The organism is Pseudomonas sp. C11 (genome assembly GCF_034683865.1).
In the GTDB taxonomy this organism is placed as follows: domain Bacteria; phylum Pseudomonadota; class Gammaproteobacteria; order Pseudomonadales; family Pseudomonadaceae; genus Aquipseudomonas.
Genome location: NZ_JAWIIP010000009.1, coordinates 48,506 through 66,411, shown reverse-complemented (window position 1 = coordinate 66,411; position 17,906 = coordinate 48,506). Strand labels below are relative to the sequence as shown.

The 17,906-nt window shown below is 60.9% G+C and carries 17 protein-coding genes; 6 read left to right on the top strand and 11 right to left on the bottom strand.

The window, feature by feature from the left end; all coding sequences use genetic code 11:
- Positions 1–12 precede the first annotated feature (12 nt).
- Positions 13–957, top strand: coding sequence for a 4-hydroxy-3-methylbut-2-enyl diphosphate reductase (gene ispH, locus VC352_RS15510; protein WP_322980427.1), 945 nt, complete (start codon positions 13–15; stop codon positions 955–957).
- A gap of 103 nt (positions 958–1,060) precedes the next feature.
- On the opposite strand, the gene VC352_RS15505 is transcribed toward ispH, so the two are convergent.
- The 7 genes from VC352_RS15505 to VC352_RS15475 all read right to left on the bottom strand — a co-directional run bounded on the left by VC352_RS15505 (position 1,061) and on the right by VC352_RS15475 (position 8,693).
- Entirely contained in the window at positions 1,061–1,432 is a 372-nt protein-coding gene (locus VC352_RS15505; protein ID WP_322980426.1) for a type IV pilin protein, read from the bottom strand.
- 9 nt (positions 1,433–1,441) lie between these two features.
- Positions 1,442–5,992 (bottom strand): pilus assembly protein PilY, encoded by a 4,551-nt coding sequence (locus VC352_RS15500; protein WP_322980425.1) that lies wholly within the window; start codon positions 5,990–5,992, stop codon positions 1,442–1,444.
- 44 nt (positions 5,993–6,036) lie between these two features.
- The gene (locus VC352_RS15495) at positions 6,037–6,474 is read right to left on the bottom strand and encodes a PilX N-terminal domain-containing pilus assembly protein (protein ID WP_322980424.1); all 438 of its coding nucleotides are present in this window, start codon (positions 6,472–6,474) and stop codon (positions 6,037–6,039) included.
- Between the two features lie 4 nt (positions 6,475–6,478).
- The gene (locus VC352_RS15490; protein WP_322980423.1) at positions 6,479–7,063 is read right to left on the bottom strand and encodes a PilW family protein; all 585 of its coding nucleotides are present in this window, start codon (positions 7,061–7,063) and stop codon (positions 6,479–6,481) included.
- Positions 7,060–7,599, bottom strand: a complete 540-nt coding sequence (gene pilV / locus VC352_RS15485; RefSeq protein WP_322980422.1) for a type IV pilus modification protein PilV — start codon at positions 7,597–7,599, stop codon at positions 7,060–7,062. The genes VC352_RS15490 and pilV overlap by 4 nt, the downstream gene beginning before the upstream one ends.
- 13 nt (positions 7,600–7,612) lie before the next feature.
- Positions 7,613–8,038: a GspH/FimT family pseudopilin gene (locus VC352_RS15480; RefSeq protein ID WP_322980421.1), complete on the bottom strand. Its 426-nt coding sequence runs from the start codon at positions 8,036–8,038 to the stop codon at positions 7,613–7,615.
- Positions 8,039–8,183: 145 nt separating this feature from the next.
- On the bottom strand, positions 8,184–8,693 hold the full coding sequence (locus tag VC352_RS15475; RefSeq protein ID WP_322980420.1) for a GspH/FimT family pseudopilin: 510 nt from the start codon (positions 8,691–8,693) through the stop codon (positions 8,184–8,186).
- A gap of 60 nt (positions 8,694–8,753) precedes the next feature.
- On the opposite strand from VC352_RS15475, the gene thiO reads away from it, so the two are divergent.
- On the top strand, positions 8,754–9,857 hold the full coding sequence (gene thiO, locus VC352_RS15470; RefSeq protein WP_322980419.1) for a glycine oxidase ThiO: 1,104 nt from the start codon (positions 8,754–8,756) through the stop codon (positions 9,855–9,857).
- A gap of 39 nt (positions 9,858–9,896) precedes the next feature.
- Here the strand turns inward: thiO and VC352_RS15465 are convergent, their stop codons facing one another.
- From VC352_RS15465 to VC352_RS15450, 4 genes are all read right to left on the bottom strand, one after another.
- Positions 9,897–11,237 carry a sigma-54 dependent transcriptional regulator gene (locus VC352_RS15465; protein ID WP_322980418.1) on the bottom strand — a complete coding sequence of 447 codons (1,341 nt, stop codon included), beginning with the start codon at positions 11,235–11,237 and terminating at the stop codon, positions 9,897–9,899.
- 2 nt (positions 11,238–11,239) lie between these two features.
- Complete coding sequence (locus VC352_RS15460) at positions 11,240–12,835, bottom strand: sensor histidine kinase (RefSeq protein WP_322980417.1); 1,596 nt, start codon at positions 12,833–12,835, stop codon at positions 11,240–11,242.
- On the bottom strand, positions 12,825–13,067 hold the full coding sequence (locus VC352_RS15455) for a PP0621 family protein (RefSeq protein WP_322980416.1): 243 nt from the start codon (positions 13,065–13,067) through the stop codon (positions 12,825–12,827). Before VC352_RS15455 ends, VC352_RS15460 begins: the two co-directional genes overlap by 11 nt.
- Before the next feature lie 140 nt (positions 13,068–13,207).
- A complete protein-coding gene (locus tag VC352_RS15450) occupies positions 13,208–14,200 on the bottom strand; it encodes an outer membrane protein assembly factor BamD (RefSeq protein ID WP_322980415.1) in 993 nt (330 codons plus the stop codon).
- Positions 14,201–14,339: 139 nt separating this feature from the next.
- On the opposite strand from VC352_RS15450, the gene rluD reads away from it, so the two are divergent.
- From rluD to VC352_RS15430, 4 genes are all read left to right on the top strand, one after another.
- Positions 14,340–15,314 carry a 23S rRNA pseudouridine(1911/1915/1917) synthase RluD gene (gene rluD / locus VC352_RS15445; RefSeq protein WP_322980414.1) on the top strand — a complete coding sequence of 325 codons (975 nt, stop codon included), beginning with the start codon at positions 14,340–14,342 and terminating at the stop codon, positions 15,312–15,314.
- Entirely contained in the window at positions 15,311–16,042 is a 732-nt protein-coding gene (gene pgeF, locus VC352_RS15440; protein WP_322980413.1) for a peptidoglycan editing factor PgeF, read from the top strand. The genes rluD and pgeF overlap by 4 nt, the downstream gene beginning before the upstream one ends.
- A gap of 132 nt (positions 16,043–16,174) precedes the next feature.
- On the top strand, positions 16,175–16,765 hold the full coding sequence (locus VC352_RS15435; protein WP_322980412.1) for a TetR/AcrR family transcriptional regulator: 591 nt from the start codon (positions 16,175–16,177) through the stop codon (positions 16,763–16,765).
- Between the two features lie 28 nt (positions 16,766–16,793).
- On the top strand, positions 16,794–17,903 hold the full coding sequence (locus tag VC352_RS15430; protein ID WP_322980411.1) for an NADH:flavin oxidoreductase: 1,110 nt from the start codon (positions 16,794–16,796) through the stop codon (positions 17,901–17,903).
- Positions 17,904–17,906: the final 3 nt, after the last annotated feature.

Here is a 17,906-nt window from a genome sequence, read left to right as displayed (position 1 = left end):
GAGACAGCCAGCATGTATATCAAACTCGCCAATCCCCGCGGCTTCTGCGCCGGCGTTGACCGCGCCATCGAGATCGTCAACCGCGCCCTGGAAGTATTCGGCCCGCCCATCTACGTGCGCCATGAAGTGGTGCACAACAAGTTCGTCGTCGAGGACTTGCGCGCCCGTGGCGCCGTGTTCGTCGAAGAGCTGGATCAGGTGCCGGACGACGTCATCGTCATCTTCAGTGCCCATGGCGTCTCCAAGGCCGTGCGCGATGAGGCCGCGCGCCGTGGCCTGAAGGTCTTCGACGCGACCTGTCCTTTGGTGACCAAGGTACACATGGAGGTCGTGCGCTACAGCCGCGAAGGGCGCGAGTGCATCCTCATCGGTCACGAGGGCCACCCGGAAGTGGAGGGCACCATGGGCCAGTACGACGCCAGCAACGGCGGCGCCATCTACCTGGTCGAAGACGAAGCGGATGTCGTCGAGTTGCAGGTGCGTGACCCCGAAAATCTGGCGTTCGTGACTCAGACCACGCTGTCGATGGATGACACCAGCAAGGTGATCGACGCGCTGCGAACGAAGTTTCCCGCCATTGGCGGTCCGCGCAAGGACGACATCTGCTATGCCACGCAGAACCGCCAGGATGCCGTCAAACAGCTCGCCAGCGAATGCGATGTCCTGCTGGTAGTCGGCAGCCCCAACAGCTCCAACTCTAACCGCCTGCGCGAACTGGCCGAGCGCATGGGCACCCCGGCCTATCTGATCGACGGCGCGGAAGACATGCGCGCCGAGTGGTTCGCCGATGCCAAAGGCGTCGGCATCACCGCAGGCGCTTCCGCTCCTGAGGTATTGGTTCGTGGCGTGGTGGAACAACTACGCGCCTGGGGCGCTGAAGGGGAAACGGAGCTGGATGGTCGGCCAGAGAACATCACGTTTTCCATGCCGAAGGAGTTGCGGGTGAAGGCGATCTGATCCTCGCCGAAATAAATAGCCCCCGCACTCCGGTGGAGTGCGGGGGCTATTTATTTGCGTCTTGTTTTCTGCTGATTAACCCGTTTGTCCCTTCAATACGGAGTTACCAACTGCATTTGTCCCCAAGTGAGCCGCCGTGCGCATTAGCCGCGGTCAGTGTCATGTTGCCGCTGATGCGGGCAGAAGATGTCGTCGAGGCGATTAGCGTATAGGCAGTCGCTGTTACGTCGCTGGCTTGTACCGTAAATACCGTGCTGCTACTGCTTAGCGCTGTATTGGTATCATACTTCCCGCCATTTTCCGCACGGCGTCGTTCCATCTGTTGCGCCGCACTACTTAACAAGGCCTTGCCATCTTCACACTGTGCCTTTTCGACATAGCTGAAATAGCTGGGCAGCGCGATGGACGCGAGAATCGCCAAGATCACACAGGTGATCATCAGCTCGATCAGGGTAAAACCACTCTGTTTATTCATGACGGTCGATCACTTCTCTTCGGATTTGTCGGTCCAGTACAAGCGGCTCTTACTGGCCATGTCATAAGGCGTTGGTTTTCCGTCGTTGTCATCATCATCGTCGTCATCATTGCCAACTGGAATGAGCTGAGAGGGGTCGTTGTATGCCCAGCAGGTGTCGCCTTTGCAGTAAACCTGAGGGTTGGACGGCAGACTCGCGCCTTTCAGGACGGTGGAGCGAGTGCTGTCAACGGCAGTGCCGTCGAGCAGATTGACTCGATACCCACGCGATACACCCTGCGTAGCACGGCAGGCGTTTTGTGCTACGACGGGTTGATAGGTGTTGAAGTACAGATTGCCTGCGATAGCCAGGGTATTGGATAGCACCTTCTCTCCGTCTGCTGCCAAGGTGATATACCAACCGTCCTTGTTCAGGATCGCTTTTAGCTGATCCGGATCGGAGGTAACCAAGCTGGTTGCGTTATACAGGCTGCTTTCATTCAGGGTTGTGCCGAGTTTGTTCAGGTCTTCGGTACGGAAGGAATAGAACCGATCTTGAATGACCTTGTCGAGCGGATGGCCGCGATAACCAGAGCCCAGGCTGACCGTCAGGTACACCTTGTTATTGGCACTGAGTAGCGCAACTGCAGGTTCGTTATAGAACCGACGAGCGCTGGCTTCATCCGAACCGGCAATGCTGGCAAATACATTACCGCTGGCCAAACCATTCCCTGAACCACCGTTATTGATCAGGAAGCGCCAAACCTGCCCGCCCATATCGCCGACGAATATCTGCGTAGCCAGACCTTCCGGGTTGAGAATCGGTTGGCCGGCTGCGTTGGTTTGCAGGCCGATCACGGTGGGCCTGCTGGGTGCGCTGTAATTCATGTTGATGCCGGCCGCAGAGGCGGACCAGAGCAAGCTGCCACTCTTGGCGTCGACGATGAACAGGTCGTTGCCCTGGGTGTCGGTACGGCGGACGTTGGTCTGGTTTTTCAGCGGATCCTGATTCGGGTCATAGCCGCCGGCAAAGATCAACACATCGGTAATGGTACTGCCGACTTTGATCTTGGTTTTGACCGGTGCAGACCAGGTTTGACCGAGCTTGGTGAACTGGCCGCTGCCGCCCTGAATGATCCACTTGATCTTCGGAGAGGTGGGGCTGGTGATATCGAGCGCATACAGATTACGTCCGCCACGGCCCATGCTGGCATAGGCGTAGACGAACTCGCCGCTGTCGATTTCGCCGTTCTCATTAGTGTCTTCGGCCCATACGGTCACGCTGTTGTCCATGCCGTATACGTGGGAAAGATCGCCAGTATTGGCGTTGGCCGACAGGCGCTTGATATTGCCCAGCAGCTCCCTTGGCATGAAAGCAAACTGCTCTGCCCCTGTGTTGGTGTTGACCAGTTGCACGAAGCCTTCGTTGGTGCCGATGATCGCGCTCTGGATTTCGCTGGTGCAGTTACCGTCACTGTCTTTGGCGGAGCAGCCGTAGGTCACCACGCTGGGCGTGGAGTGGATTGGATCACCCATCGCCTGGCGCATGCTGGTCGTGCCTGTCTCATAACCACGAATGTAGTTGATGAGAGTGTCACGCTCGGTATTGTTGGCAGCACCAATCTGCGAAGGTGTCAGGCTCGTGTCGAGCTTGGTGAGCGTGGTACCACCGTCGATGTTCGTCCACAGATTGCGATTGTTTGGGACGGGTAGATTGCTTGCCGCGCCGCCTGCTGCGACGTTGCTGCCATCATTGCTGGAGGACCACCAGCTACGCGCGTTGTTGCGGAAGAAGCCGGTATTGGCGTCGATGGCAGCCGTGTTGTCCTGATCCAGGATCAAGGGCGAGCCGTTCTGAACCCCCATCCGATAACGCTTCAGGTTGCCTGGCCAGCGATCGGTTGAGGAGGGGCGGAACAGGGAAAAATACAGCTGATCCTTGTGATCCTGACGGTTGAATGAGTTCACCGGCGCGGTGGCGCTGACGAAGGTCGTATCGGTCGCCAGTGCTTCCTGAATGATGCTGTTGAAGGCATTGGCCAGGGCATTTGCATCATCAGCGGTATAGGACTTCCCGCCGCCTGCAGTTGCAATGTCTGCCAGGTATTTCTTGGCGCCTGCGCTGGCCTGCAGGGCAAAGCCCACGGTATGAGTCGTGACGAGGTTGTCGCCGTCCAGCGTGCTGGACTGATCGGTGCTGTTCAGCCATTTGGCGATTTCAACGCCGCAGGTTTCACCATTGGTCTGTTCGCCACTGTCGCGCGGAGCACAGGAGCCACCGATCAGGCTCTTGGCATTGCTGATGATGGTGTTGCTATTGCTGTTTGCCTGGCCATCGGTCATCAGTACCAGGTAGTTGGCTTGGCAACTGCTCTGGATTGGGCTGGTTGGGCCTTTGTGCTTGCCGGACAGTGCTGTGTAGTAACTGGCGCCCTGATAGAGCAGATCGACGATTGGCGTACCGTTGTTGGCTTGCATGTCACCGACGACGCCTTTCAGGTAGTCGCGCACCTTGTAGGTACTGTCGGTCAGATCCGTGCCTTTGGCCAGTTTGACCTGCAGGCGAATGGCCGCTGCTTTGCTGTTCTCGAACGCATTCAGGCTGAAGTTGGACGACGACGAGGTCTGCTTGATCAACACGCTGAGTGCGTTGCCATCTGCCCAATCGCTACGGCCGAGAACGTTCTGCAGGGCTGTATTGAGGCCAGAAGGCTCGCAGATCACCGGAATGCCAGGGCCCTGGCTGGTAAAGGTGCAGGCTGAGGTCGTGGTTGCAGCGCGCTGGCCGAGGTTGTTGTTGCTGGTGTTGAAGGCTGCCGAATTACCAACGTTCTCGAAATACACATTGGCTGTGACAGTCGTACCGCTGGCGCTATTGGGGGTCACGATCAGGCGAGCTTCATCGATGGTGGCGCCCTGCTTGAAGGGAACCTGCTGGAAGCGCGCACCTACGTAGGTGTATGTGTCACTGAAAGACAGCGTGCTTTCATTGACGCTCACGGCAGTGTTATTGGTGTTCCACCAGGAGCCGGTACGGAACTGTCGTGCATCGTCCTTATCGTCGATCAGGCTCAGGTCGACGATAGGTTTGGTGCAGCCTGTATCGCCACCTGTATAGCTAATACTGAGCGTCGGCTTGAAGCCATCGTTGCCGTCTTTACTGATTGCGGTACGGCTACCATCGCCACCAGTGGGGGTCAGGAAGAATGCCATGGCATTGTTGCCACACCAGCCGCTCCGGTTGACTACCGCCTGAACCTGAGCCGTGACGTCGGCACCGCTCTCTGTGTAGACCGGCGGGTTAGCCGTACGCCAAGCAGCCGGTGTCCATGGGGTAGCGCTGGTTTTCGGGCGCGAGGAAAAATCGGCACCGCTGAAGTCGCTGGCGTTGTCGCTGGTTTCTGCTGCTACGTCGAAGCTTACGGTTCGGTCATCCGAACTGGCTGGAACGAAGTTCAGCGTGGCGCGGGTGATGGTAGCGCCTTGCGGGATGTTTACCGTCTGGAAGCGCAGTCCGGTGGTGCGGTCACTACTCTCACTGCCGGTGTAGGTAATGGTCAGTTGCGGTGCGTTGGCAACATCCCCGACCGCGTAGGTGAAGTTGTTTTGACTGGTCGCACGCAGACGAATCGCCACGTCACCGATTGGGTTGAGAGTGGGGGTAAGATTCTGTTGCGCAGTCAACAGACTGGTAACGTCGAACCTGTGCACACCGCTGCTTACCGTGCTGGTTCTTGCCGTATTGGCCGTAAATGTACTGACGAGCGGCGAGCTGTGGTTGAACGCCTCGGGGGTTTTGGAGTTGACCAGGCTCAGGTTGGCTGTCGTAGCCCCAGTGGCCGTCACGGGGCTCAGTTCCAGCGTGGCACTGGTGATGGTCACGCCCTTGGGGATATTCAGGTTGCGGAACAGCAGCAGGCCGTCTTGGCCAGTAGAACCTTTGCCCGAGTTGAGTTGCGTGATCTGGCCGGCCGGGCATTCAGTGGTTGCATCCATTTTTACCGAGCAGGTAACGTCATTGCGCACGTAATAGGTGCTGTTGTCGTTGGAGTAGGTATTCGGTACGCCCAGGCTTCGTACGACAGTGCCAGTGGTGCTGGGATTCTTGATATAGCCCATCACCAGTGTTGGGTCGGCGATATTGTTGCTGCCGTTGTAACGACTGGCATCATCTGCGCTGATCTTGATCTCCGGACTGGAGACTTTGATGTTCACTGCGGCGTCGATGTTGTCCACCGGCTGCAGCAAACGCGGTACGCTGGCATCTCCCTGTGTCCCTGCCGAGTTGTTCATCACCATCAAACCGACGTTAACGCCGCTGGTGGTGTTGAGCAGGTTGGTCATCGTGTCCTTGAGGGCCTTCATCCTGTTGTCGGTGTTGCAGGTTCGGTTGCTGTTGATGCACCAGCCCATGGAGCCTGAGTCATCGAGGATAAACAGAACGTTGGGGCGCGTGTCGTTGTCCGGCTTGGTGCCGAAGAACACCTCGGTATCGTCGGCCAGGCTGATCGCACTGTGCAGGATCAGAACACCGGCAAGGCTGAAGGTGCTGGTGCGGCGCAGGAAATGGAAGGGATTCATTGCATATGCCCCGGTGGCGTGACGATTAAAGAGATTTGACGGTTTCACTGGATGTCCCCTCGGCGCTGCCCACCTTGACGATGGATGGCTTTCACTGCACAAACCCCATTTTCACAGACACTCCCACCCTCGACCGTCAGATCGAAACAGTCCATGCGTGGTGTGCCGGTACCTATGCCGAGGTTGCCTCCGGGGCAGGCGATATCCCAGCGTGATTTGCTCTCCACGATACTGAAGGACGTTTCGCCGATAGTGCCGCTCTTGGGCAGCTTCGAATTGTCTGCTTCGATGAAGTAACTGCTGACCCAGTTCGCGATGCCTCCCTCTGCCGCTTGAAACGCCATGGTGCGTTGTTCGCTGTTGGACGATATGCGCAACTGCAGGGTGGCCTGGTTGGAGGCCGTGATGGCAATCAGGGTCAGCATGAGCAGAAGGATGAGGCTGACCAGAAGCACCATGCCTTTTTGTTTGGATGGATTCATCAGCTTAATCCCTGGCAATGAGGCGATTCTTGAGCTCATAGGTAGAGCTGAATTCACGAGCACTGAAGTTGGCCTGAGAACTCTGCACTTGGAGTGTTATCTGTACTGCATTAGCGGTTTCAGGCGTGCTGTTGTCGGGGAGTAACGTGAAGCTACCATCGACGGGTTCTGTGTCGTCGCCCAGCAAGGGTTGGGCAGCGTTGCCATCGACAGATTTGCTCAAGCCGTTATTGGCAAAGGTGTAGGTAACGGTTTGCAGAGCAGCACCCACATCGTCACATTTCTTCGGATCGATATATTTCAGGGTCAGACTCTTCTGGTTGCTACCAAGTGCAACGGCATCCTCTATTGGATCTGCTTTCCAGTTATTGGTCGTGCAGGTCTGCAGACCGGCAAGACGCGCGTCCGAACCAATGACCTCCATCGCCAGTCGACCGTTTTCTTGAATGCGCGCTAACTCCGAGTTGCTACGCCCAGACATGAACGAGCTATTGAATAGATCCGTGACGCCAAGGATCAGAATGGAGCTGATCACCACGGCAACCATGACTTCGATTAGCGACAGTCCGCGTTGTTTGAAGGCATTCATACTGAGGTCACCACCTCGACGTACTGAGTTTGTCCATCGTCTTTGCTGTTGTCCTGCCACTGAATTCTCACGGTAACGGTGACAGTGCCGAGCGTATCGAGCTTGCTGGTGTCGAGCGATATCTTGGTATTGGCTGTGTCGACGCTAGGTAGGCTGGCCTTCAGAGAGGTGCACCAGGCGGCAAGGTCGTAGCTCGCTCTGCTCGCGCCGCCGGCCGGAATGGTTCCTGTCGGGGCAGTACAGTTCGGCAGGCTGGAAATGGCGTACTTGTTGGCATTGCTGCTGCTATCGGTGGCGAAGATGACTTTGTACTTCTTGTCACTGCTCGCTGGGTCGACGATGTTGGTGCGCATGCGCTCGACTATGTCGTACGCCATCAGGGTTGCCTGACTGCGGGAATAAGCGCTTTCGTTGGACTTCTGACTGCGCGCCATCAGGCTGGCCATGCCGAGTAAGCCGACCGCGAGAATCACCACGGCCACCATCACCTCAATCAGGGTGAAACCTCGTTGAATCGAGGAAAACCGTTTGCTCATCATCGTATTCCTGTCAGTTGATCTTGGCGGCGCCAACAATATTCACCGAGAGTGTCTTGCCCGCGACACTCAACGTGCTGGCAGTGGTCGTGCCATCGTTGTTGAAGGTGATCGCGTCTCCCGTGATGACGACCCCTGGTGCTGGGGGGATGCTGCGCAGAAGCGTTGCACCATCAAGAACCAAGCCTCCGGTGCTCCAATCGTTGCCGCTGCAACTGTTGCCTCCGCCGCTGGCGCAGACCTTCACCGCGTCGCTGCGACGCGTGACAGCTTCACTGCGAGCGAACTGCAGGGCACCGAGCAGGTTGTTGATTGCAGAGGTCTTGCGACCAGCCTCAATACTGCTTTGATAGCTGGGCACGGCAACCGCTGCGACGATGGCGATGATTGCGAGCACCACCATCAGCTCGATCAATGTGAACCCTTTACTCGATGCCATGGACGCTCCGCCAAGATTCGCTTAGAAACTCGACGTTAATTTAGCAACATGTGGCAATCAAACCTGTTCGAGACGGACAGGCGGACGAATTGGCGGATAAGGAACATCTGCCAGTGCTCTGCTGTGACGCGCGTCACTTTGGGACTCAGCATCCTGCATCTGCTTTGGCGGGCTCCGTGCGTGTTCGGCCGGAGAGGCTGATCACGATATGGTTCTGCGGGACACTGTCTTTGCAGAGCGTAAGGGTGCCATTGAGGGCTCGTGTCGAGCCGTCAGCTTCGAACTGGATGTATCCGTTCGTTCTGTTCCAGTGCCAGGAAAAGTCTTCTTTGATTTCGGACTGGTAGAGGATTTCGTCATCTGGATCGATCTTGCCGTTGGCATTCTTGTCGATGAACACCAGTAGGGAGCCCTGCCATTGCCGTGTTCCCGAGCAGTCATGCTGCCCGCCACAGAGTGTGATGATTTGTCGTGTGAATACCGCACGGCTGCGTGCATGTAGCAGTGTGGCAACCATTTGATTATTGGTTTGAATTCGCTGATTGCTCTCAATCAGGCTCTGCAGATTCGGCAGTGCGGTTGTCAGAAGGAGAGCGACGACGGCGAGAGCGCACATCATTTCGATGAGCGTCCGCCCATAGATTTTCCCGGGCATGTTCCAGCATCCTTGCTAGCTGATTGGGTTTAAACGAATAGGCTAGCTCAGGATCGCTGTATGAAAAGTGCTGGACGGATATTGGTTGTCGGCGGTGGTGCCTTGGGGATGCTATCCGCACTGATGCTGGCGACTGCTGGGGAGTCAGTCGCCGTGCTTGAGGCCGGCGAGGCCGGGCGTGAGTCCTCCTGGGCCGGTGGCGGTATCGTGTCGCCGCTCTATCCCTGGCGTTACAGTGCGGCGGTAACGGCGTTGGCGCATTGGTCGCAGGATTTCTACCCAGGGTTCGGACAGCGCTTGCTGGCGCAGACGGGGCTTGATCCCGAGGTGCATGTCACCGGGTTGCACTGGCTGGATCTGGATGATGAAGCCGAGGCGTTGAGCTGGGCCGAGCGTGAAGGGCGGGATCTGCATTCGGTGGATATCGCGTCGGTATATCGCCAGGTTCCGGTGCTCGGTGCAGGGTTCGCGCGCGCCATTCATCTGCCGGGTGTGGCCAATGTGCGCAACCCTCGTCTGGTCAAGGCGCTACGTGCGGCGCTGGCCGCCATGCCGAACGTCGAGATTCGTGAGCACTGCCCAGTGACCGGTTTCATACGCGAGGACGGTCGTATCCGTGGCGTCACCACCGGCACTGAGTCTATTCGCGCCGAGCGGGTGGTGCTGGCCGCTGGAGCCTGGAGTGGCGAGTTGCTGAAGACGCTTGGTCTGGAGCTACCCGTCGAGCCGGTAAAAGGGCAGATGATCCTGTACAAGTGCGCCGAGGACTTTCTGCCGAGCATGGTGCTGGCCAAGGGGCGCTATGCGATTCCGCGCAGGGATGGCCATATTCTCGTCGGCAGTACGCTGGAATATGCCGGGTTCGACAAGACGCCGACCGACACTGCGCTGGAGAGCCTCAAGGCTTCCGCCGAGGAGCTTTTGCCGGCGCTCGCCGGTGCACAGGTGGTCGGGCATTGGGCGGGATTGCGCCCGGGCTCGCCAGAGGGCATCCCCTTTATCGGCGAACTGCCATCTCATCCGGGCCTGTGGCTCAACTGCGGGCATTTCCGCAATGGCCTAGTGCTGGCTCCGGCCTCCTGCCAGTTGCTGGTCGATCTGATGCAGGGGGGCGAGCTGATCATCGATCCGGCGCCTTATGCGCCGGGCAATCGCCTGGGTTAGCCGCGCGGTAGCGCCAGCGACTGCCGTTGGCGCAGCATTTCAGTCGATACCCAGCTTTTTCAGGCGATAACGCATCGAGCGGAAGGTCAGGCCCAGGCGTTGGGCGGCGGCTGTACGGTTCCAGCGGGTTTCCTCCAGGGCCTGCATGATCAGCTTGCGTTCGATGTCTTCGAGGTAGTCCTCGAGGTTGTCGATCTGCGCCAGGCTTGCTTCGCCGCCTTCACTGCTCGGGCCGCTGGCATCGGCCAGGCGCAGATCATTGGGGGTGATCTGGTCGTCTTCGCAGAGGGTATAGGCACGCTCAAGCATGTTCTCCAGCTCGCGCACGTTGCCGGGGAAGCGGTAGTTCTTCAGCTTCTCCAGCGCCTCGGGGTGCAGTTTCGCGGCAGTCAGGCCGGGCGCGTCGGCCAGGCGCGCGAGCATGACTTCTGCCAGTTGGGCGATGTCTTCGCGACGTTCACGCAGCGGCGGCACGCGCAGTTCGATGACGTTGAGGCGGTAGTAGAGATCTTGACGGAAGCGGCCGGCGGCGACTTCGGCTGCAAGGTCTTTGTGAGTCGCGCAGAGGATGCGTACATCGACCACCACTTCCTGCTGGCCGCCGACGGCGCGCACGGCCTTTTCCTGAATGGCGCGCAGCAGTTTCACCTGCATGGGGAGTGGCAGATCGGCGACCTCGTCGAGGAACAGGGTGCCGCCGTTGGCCGCCTGGAACAGCCCCTGCTTGTCTTCGATGGCGCCGGTGAAGCTGCCTTTCTTGTGGCCGAAAAATTCGCTTTCCATCAGCTCAGACGGAATCGCGCCGCAGTTGACCGGAACAAAGGGGCGTTCGGCACGCGGCCCCTGCTCGTGGATCAGGCGTGCTACCAGCTCCTTGCCGCTGCCCGATTCACCGCTGATGTAGACCGGCGCCTGGCTGCGGGCGAGTTTCTGGATTTGCTTGCGCAGCGATTTCATGGGCGGAGAGTCGCCGAGCAGGCGGCTGTCGACCGGCACGTCCTGGTCTTCCGCCGTGCGCAGGCGCATGGCGGCGGCGACCAGTTCGCGCAGGCGGCCGAGATCCACCGGCTTGGTCACGAAGTCGAATGCCCCGGCCTTGAGGGCATTGATCGCGGTATCCAGGCTGCCGTAGGCGGTGATCATCGCCACCGGTACCTGTGGGTGGCGCTGCTGGATGTGTTGCACCAGGTCGAGGCCGGTGCCGTCCGGCAGGCGCATGTCGGTCAGGCACAGATCGAAAGGTTCACGCGCCAGCCATTCGCGCGCTTCCTTGACGTTGCGCGCGCTGCGGGTATCCAGCTTCATGCGGCCGAGGGTGATCTCCAGCAGTTCGCGGATATCGGGCTCGTCGTCGACGATCAGGGCTCTCTGGCGGTTCATGCTCAACTCAGCTTGCGCGGATGGGCGAAGGTGATGCGGAAGCAACTGCCGCCTTCTTCGCGGGGTTTGTAATCGAGGCGGGCCTGGTTGCTCTCGCACAGCTCGCGAGAGATGTACAAGCCAAGGCCGGTGCCCTTGTTTTCCGTGGTGTAGAAGGGCTCGAAGATATGCTGTTCCTGCTCCGGCGGCACGCCTGGGCCGTCGTCGAGAATCTCCAGCACGGGCAGATCGCTTTCCGCATCACGGAACAGGCGCAGCCAGACCTGGCCAAACCGGTGCTTCTGGGCACTGTAGCGCAGGCCATTCTGTACCAGGTTGGTCAGCACCTGATTGAGCTGGTGCGGATCCATCCGAGTTTGCAGTCCGCCGCCGCGTGCCTCCAGATGGAGCTGGCGGTCGGCGGGGGCCGAGCTGCGAAACTCGCTGGCGAAGCGATGCAGCCAGTACTTGAGGTCGAGCAACTGCGGCTCGGCCTGGCGACGGCGGGAAAGCTGCAGGACGTTTTCGATCACCAGGTTCATGCGCTTGGAGTGATCCTGGATGATCTGCGCCAGGCGCTGATCCGGGCCTTGCAGGTCTTCGGACTCCTGCAGCAACTGGGCAGCGTGGCTGATGGCGCCCAGCGGGTTGCGAATCTCGTGGGCGATGCCGGCGGTGAGGCGGCCGAGGGAGGCAAGCTTGAGTTGCTGCGCCTGCTGGGCGATCTGCGAGATATCGTCGAGGAACACCAGCGTGTGCTGCGCCTCGCCGCGCTGCAGGGAAATGAAGCTGGGTTGCAGGATTGGGCCATCCGCCTGGGCTTGCAGATTCTCCGGGCGCAGGGTTGGGTTGTGCAGCCATTGCTGCAGGCGCTTGACCAGCTCCGGGCAGTGCGGATCGATGATCTTGCCGCTCAGCTCGCCGCGCCCGAGCAGTTGTGTCGCGCCCTGGTTGGCCAGCAGCACGCGGTGCTGGGTATCGAGCACCAGGATGCCGGTGCGCATGCGCTGGATGATCTGCGTGTTGAGTTCTTCCAGGTTGGCCACGTCGGCGGCGCGCTGCTCGGCCAGCGTCTCGCTCAGGCGCAGGCGGCGGGTGATGCCCTGAATGAACAGGGCGCCGGCGAAACACAGCGCTCCAAGCGCGCCGGCCTGCACGTATTGGCTGGAGGCAGCCGGGTAATGCAGGCTCAGGTAGAAGGTGGTGAAGATCAGGGCAATGGCGGTGATCGCCGCGATCAGCAGGCCGATACGTCCGCGCAGCAAAATATTGGCAATGGCGACGGCGACCACCAGCAGGTTGCCGATGCCGCTGGGCGTGCCGCCGGCGGCGTAGAACAGCGCCGAGAGGAAGATCACGTCGACCAGCGCCAGGCTGAATAACTGCACCAGGTGCTTGGGCCTGTGCACCAGTACGGTGATGAAGATGTTGAGGATCAGGTAGATCCAGCTGCCAGTGCGGAACAGCTCAATGTGTACGACGTCCAGAAACTGCTCGTCGAGCTTGCTGGAAATCAGCAGCACCAGCGCCAGGCCGATGCTGAGCCGGTAGAAGTTGTAAAGCCGGAGAATCCGCCGTGCAGGCGTGCTGTCGAGGGCGGTGGTCGTATCAGCGATCACCGGATTGCGTACCTTGTTCGAGGTGCGCCTGGCTGCAGAACCAGCGTTGATCCTGTTTCAGCGCCTGGGCCTGCGGAACGTGCACGCTGCAATGGTCGCAACGCACCATGGGCGCGGCGTCCTGCTGCCGGGGTGATTGCCTGGCGGCCTTCGGTGCGCTGATGTAGCGACGCCAGACCCAGACCGCAGCGCAGATGATGGCGATCCAGAACAGCAGGCGAAACAGACCCATGGTGCACTCTTCTTCGTGATTGAGGCTGGCAGTTTAGCCAAGCCCACGCCGTCGGCACAGTGGCTAAATGGCACGTACTGCGCAGTTCACAGGCACAAAAAAGGAGGCCGTGGCCTCCTTTTTTGTGCTGATGCCTTCGGTCAGTCGAACAGGCCGAAGGTCAGGTAGCTCCAGAACGAGCGCTTCTGCTCGGTCTCGCCGGTCTTGGCGTCCTGCTGCAGCTCGCGCGGGATCTGCTGCACGGCATCTTCGTACTGGCGGATCACGTCCTGGTTGGCGCGAGTCTCGCCCGGCGGCAGCGGCGCTTCGGTGTCCAGGAGGCCGAGGGTGGCCTTGGCCAGCCAGGAGCGGTTGTCGTCTTCCTCTTGCAGCGGGACGAACTGGCCGTCCTGCAGGCTGGGGTGATCCGGGTAGTTGAGTTTGAGGGTTTCCAGGCTGGTGGCCGCCAGGTCATTCAGCGCCAGGTGCTGGTAGGCCTCGGTCATGATCGCCAGGCCGTCACCGACCGACGGAGTTTCCTGGAAGTTCTCCACCACGTAGCGGCCTCGGTTGGCAGCGGCGACATAGGCCTGACGGGTCAGGTAGTAGTGGGCGACATGCACTTCGTAGGCCGCCAGCAGGTTGCGCAGGTAGATCATGCGCTGCTTGGCGTCCGGTGCGTAGCGGCTGGTCGGGTAGCGGCTGGTGAGCTGGGCGAACTCGTTGTAGGAGTCGCGCGCCGCGCCCGGGTCACGCTTGGTCATGTCCAGCGGCAGGAAGCGCGCCAGCAGGCCGCGATCCTGATCGAACGAGGCCAGGCCCTTGAGGTAGTAGGCGTAGTCGACGTTGGCATGCTGCGGGTGCAGACGGATGAAACGCTCAGCCGAGGACTTGGCAGCCTCCGGCTCGACGTTCTTGTAGTAGGCGTAGATCAGCTCCAGCTGCGCCTGCTCGGCATAACGGCCGAAGGGGTAACGCGACTCCAGCGCCTTGAGCTTGGCGACGGCCTGGGTATAGCTACGGCTGTCCAGGTCGGCCTGGGCCTGCTGGTACAGCTCCGCCTCGCTGAGGTTTTCATCGACCTCCGGCTGCTTGGAAGAGCAGGCGGCGGTAAGGGCGAGGATGGCGATCAGCAGCAGGTGTTTCACTTGCATAGCGGCTTGCGTCCCTGTGACGGCTGCAGGGCCGTCCTGTTATGATGAGCGCCCCCTGGAAACCCCTGGGGCAAAGACGCCGTATTTAACCACAAGCCCGTCGCCGAAACCAAAGGCCGGGCACCCGCCGTTGCCGAAGATGACTTCCACGATTAAACAGCCCATCCAACTCCAGGCCGAAGTGCCGTTCGAACTGGGCGGCCAGCGCCTCGATCAGGTCGCCGCACAATTGTTCGACGAGTTCTCTCGTTCGCGTCTTTCCGCCTGGATCAAGGACGGCCGCCTGACCGTCGACGGCGCCGTGGCGCGCCCGCGCGACACCGTGCACGCCGGCTCGAAGCTGGTGCTCGATGCCGAGCAGGAAGCCCAGGGCGAATGGATCGCACAGGACATCGAGCTGAACATCGTCTACGAGGACGAGCACCTGCTGGTGATCGACAAACCTGCCGGTCTGGTCGTGCACCCGGCCGCCGGGCATGCCGACGGCACCTTGCTCAATGCTCTGCTGCATCACGTGCCGGACATCATCAACGTACCGCGTGCCGGCATCGTCCATCGTCTGGACAAGGACACCACCGGCCTGATGGTGGTCGCCAAGACCCTGCAGGCGCAGACCAACCTAGTCGAGCAACTGCAGAAGCGCACCGTCAGCCGTATCTATGAATGCATCTGCATTGGCGTGATCACCGCCGGCGGCACCATCAACGCGCCTATCGGCCGCAGCTCCAGCCAGCGCCAGCGCATGGCGGTGACCGACGGCGGCAAGCCGGCGGTCAGTCATTACCGCGTGCTCGAGCGCTACCGCTCGCACACCCATGTGCGGGTCAAGCTGGAAACCGGGCGTACTCACCAGATTCGTGTGCACATGACCCATGTCGGCTACCCGCTGGTGGGCGATCCGGTCTACGCCGGGCGTTTCCGCATCCCGCCTGCCGCCAGCCAGAGCCTGGTGCAGAGTCTCAAGGAATTCCCGCGCCAGGCACTGCATGCGCGCTTTCTCGAACTCGAGCATCCGGCCACTGGGCAGCGCATGAAGTGGGAGTCGCCACTGCCGGACGACCTGGTCTGGCTGCTGACCCTGCTGCGCCAGGATCGCGAGGCATTCGTCGGGTGAGTGCCCACGACTGGTTGACGCCCGACTGGCCCGCGCCGGCCAACGTGCGCGCCTGTGTGACCACGCGTAGCGGTGGTGTCAGTGCCGCACCGTTCGACAGCTTCAATCTCGGCGACCATGTCGATGACGACCCGGTTGCGGTGACGAGCAATCGTCAGCATCTGGTCGATATGCTCGGCTGCCAACCCGCCTGGCTGCGTCAGGTGCACGGCATCGTGGTGGCCGAGGCCGATCCGGCGACCGTCATCGAAGCCGACGGCAACTGGACGGCCACGCCCGGTATCGCCTGCACGGCGATGACTGCCGACTGCCTGCCAGCACTGTTCTGCGACCGCGCCGGCACCCGCGTGGCGGCGGCGCATGCCGGTTGGCGCGGGCTGGCCGGTGGTGTGCTGGAGGCGACCGTCAAGGCCCTGGACATCGCGCCGCAAGAGCTGCTGGTCTGGCTCGGCCCGGCCATCGGCCCGACGGCGTTCGAAGTGGGTGGCGAAGTGCGCGAGGCCTTCGTGCAGCAGCATGCCGAGGCTGCCGCGGCGTTCGTGCCCAGCGTCAACGCTGGCAAGTTCATGGCCGATATCTACCAACTGGCGCGTATTCGTCTGGCCGCCATCGGCGTAACCGCCGTCAGCGGCGGTGGCCTGTGCACCTACAACGACCCGCGTTTCTATTCCTACCGTCGCAGCGCCCGCACCGGGCGTTTCGCCTCGCTGATCTGGCTGCAACCCTGAGCTTGAGTAGGGCGGGTGAAACCCGCCAGATCGGCTAGCGGCGGGTTGCACCCGCCCTACGTTTTCTAGTCCTCAATCACCAATATCAATAGTGCTGTGCCGAGCGAGACGACCGGTCATATGCTCGGCACCATGAACAGCATTCGACTCGACAAACGCGACCTGATCCTGAGCAAAGGCTCGGCGGTGATGACCCGGCGCGGTTATCACGGCACCGGCGTGCTGGAGATCGTCCAGGCGGCCGGGATTCCCAAGGGCAGCTTCTATCACTACTTCGCCAGCAAGGAAGACTTCGCCCTGCAGGCGCTGGCCTTCATCTATCGGCCGCGGCTGGCGCGTTATGCCCAGGCGCTGAATGATCCGGCGCTGAGCCCGCGTGCACGCATCCTCGCTTACTACCGCGACCTGCTGGCGCATTTCGCTCGGCAGGAGACGCCGCAGTACCACTGCTTCATCGGCAGCCTGAGTTTCGAGATGAGCGAGATGCTGCCGGCGATCGGCGCCGAAGTTGCAGCCATCCAGCAGGCCTCGGTGGACATCCTGCGTGGCTGCCTGGAGCAGGCGCAGGCCGCCGGCGAACTGCCGGCCGATGAGGATTGCGGCAATCTCGCCACCTTTATCAGCGACGCCTGGCAGGGCGTGCTCGCCCGCCTCAAGGTGGGCCGCAACCTGCAGCCGCTGCACGCTTTCGTCACCCGCCTGGAGCGTTTGCTGCAGGCCTGATTAACCGTTCAACCCCAGAGGAAAGATGATGAGCGCTCCCGTTCAAGCCCTGTTCGCCCCGTTCCGCCTCGGTAACCTGGAGCTGCCGACCCGTGTGGTCATGGCGCCGATGACCCGCTCCTTCTCGCCCGGTGGCGTGCCCAACGCCAAGGTCGTCGAGTACTACCGTCGCCGTGCAGCCGCAGGTGTAGGCCTGATCGTCACCGAGGGCACCACCGTCGGGCACAAGGCGGCCAACGGCTACCCGAACGTGCCGCGTTTCTACGGCGAGGATGCCCTGGCCGGCTGGAAGCAGGTGGTCGACGCCGTACATGCCGAGGGCGGCAAGATCGTCCCGCAGCTCTGGCATGTGGGCAACGTGCGCAAGCTGGGCACCGAGCCGGATGCCAGCGTGCCCGGCTATGGCCCGATGGAGAAGGTCAAGGACGGTCAGGTGGTGGTGCATGGCATGACCCAGGCCGATATCGATGAGGTGATCGCCGCCTTCGCCCAGGCTGCGCGCGACGCCCAGGCCATCGGCATGGACGGCGTGGAGATCCACGGCGCCCACGGCTACCTGATCGACCAGTTCTTCTGGGAGGGCAGCAACCAGCGTACCGACGGCTATGGTGGTGACCTGGCGGCGCGTTCGCGTTTCGCCATCGAGCTGATCCAGGCGGTGCGCGCGGCAGTCGGCCCGGACTTCCCGATCATCCTGCGTTACTCGCAGTGGAAGCAGCAGGATTACACCGCACGCCTGGTACAGACCCCGGAACAACTGGAGGCCTTCCTCAAACCGCTGTCCGATGCCGGCGTGGACATCTTCCACTGCTCGACCCGGCGCTTCTGGGAGCCGGAGTTCGAAGGCAGCGACCTCAACCTGGCCGGCTGGACGCGCAAGCTCACCGGCAAACCGACCATCACCGTCGGCAGCGTCGGCCTGGATGGCGAGTTCCTGCAGTTCATGGTCAAGACCGACAAGGTGGCCGAACCGGCCAGCCTGGAAAACCTGCTCGAGCGCCTGAACAAGGAAGAGTTCGACCTGGTTGCCGTAGGCCGTGCGCTGCTGGTCGACCCGGACTGGGCGCTGAAGGTGCGCGAAGGTCGCGAGCAGGACATCCTGCCGTTCAGCCGCGAAGCACTGACCACCCTGGTCTGAGCC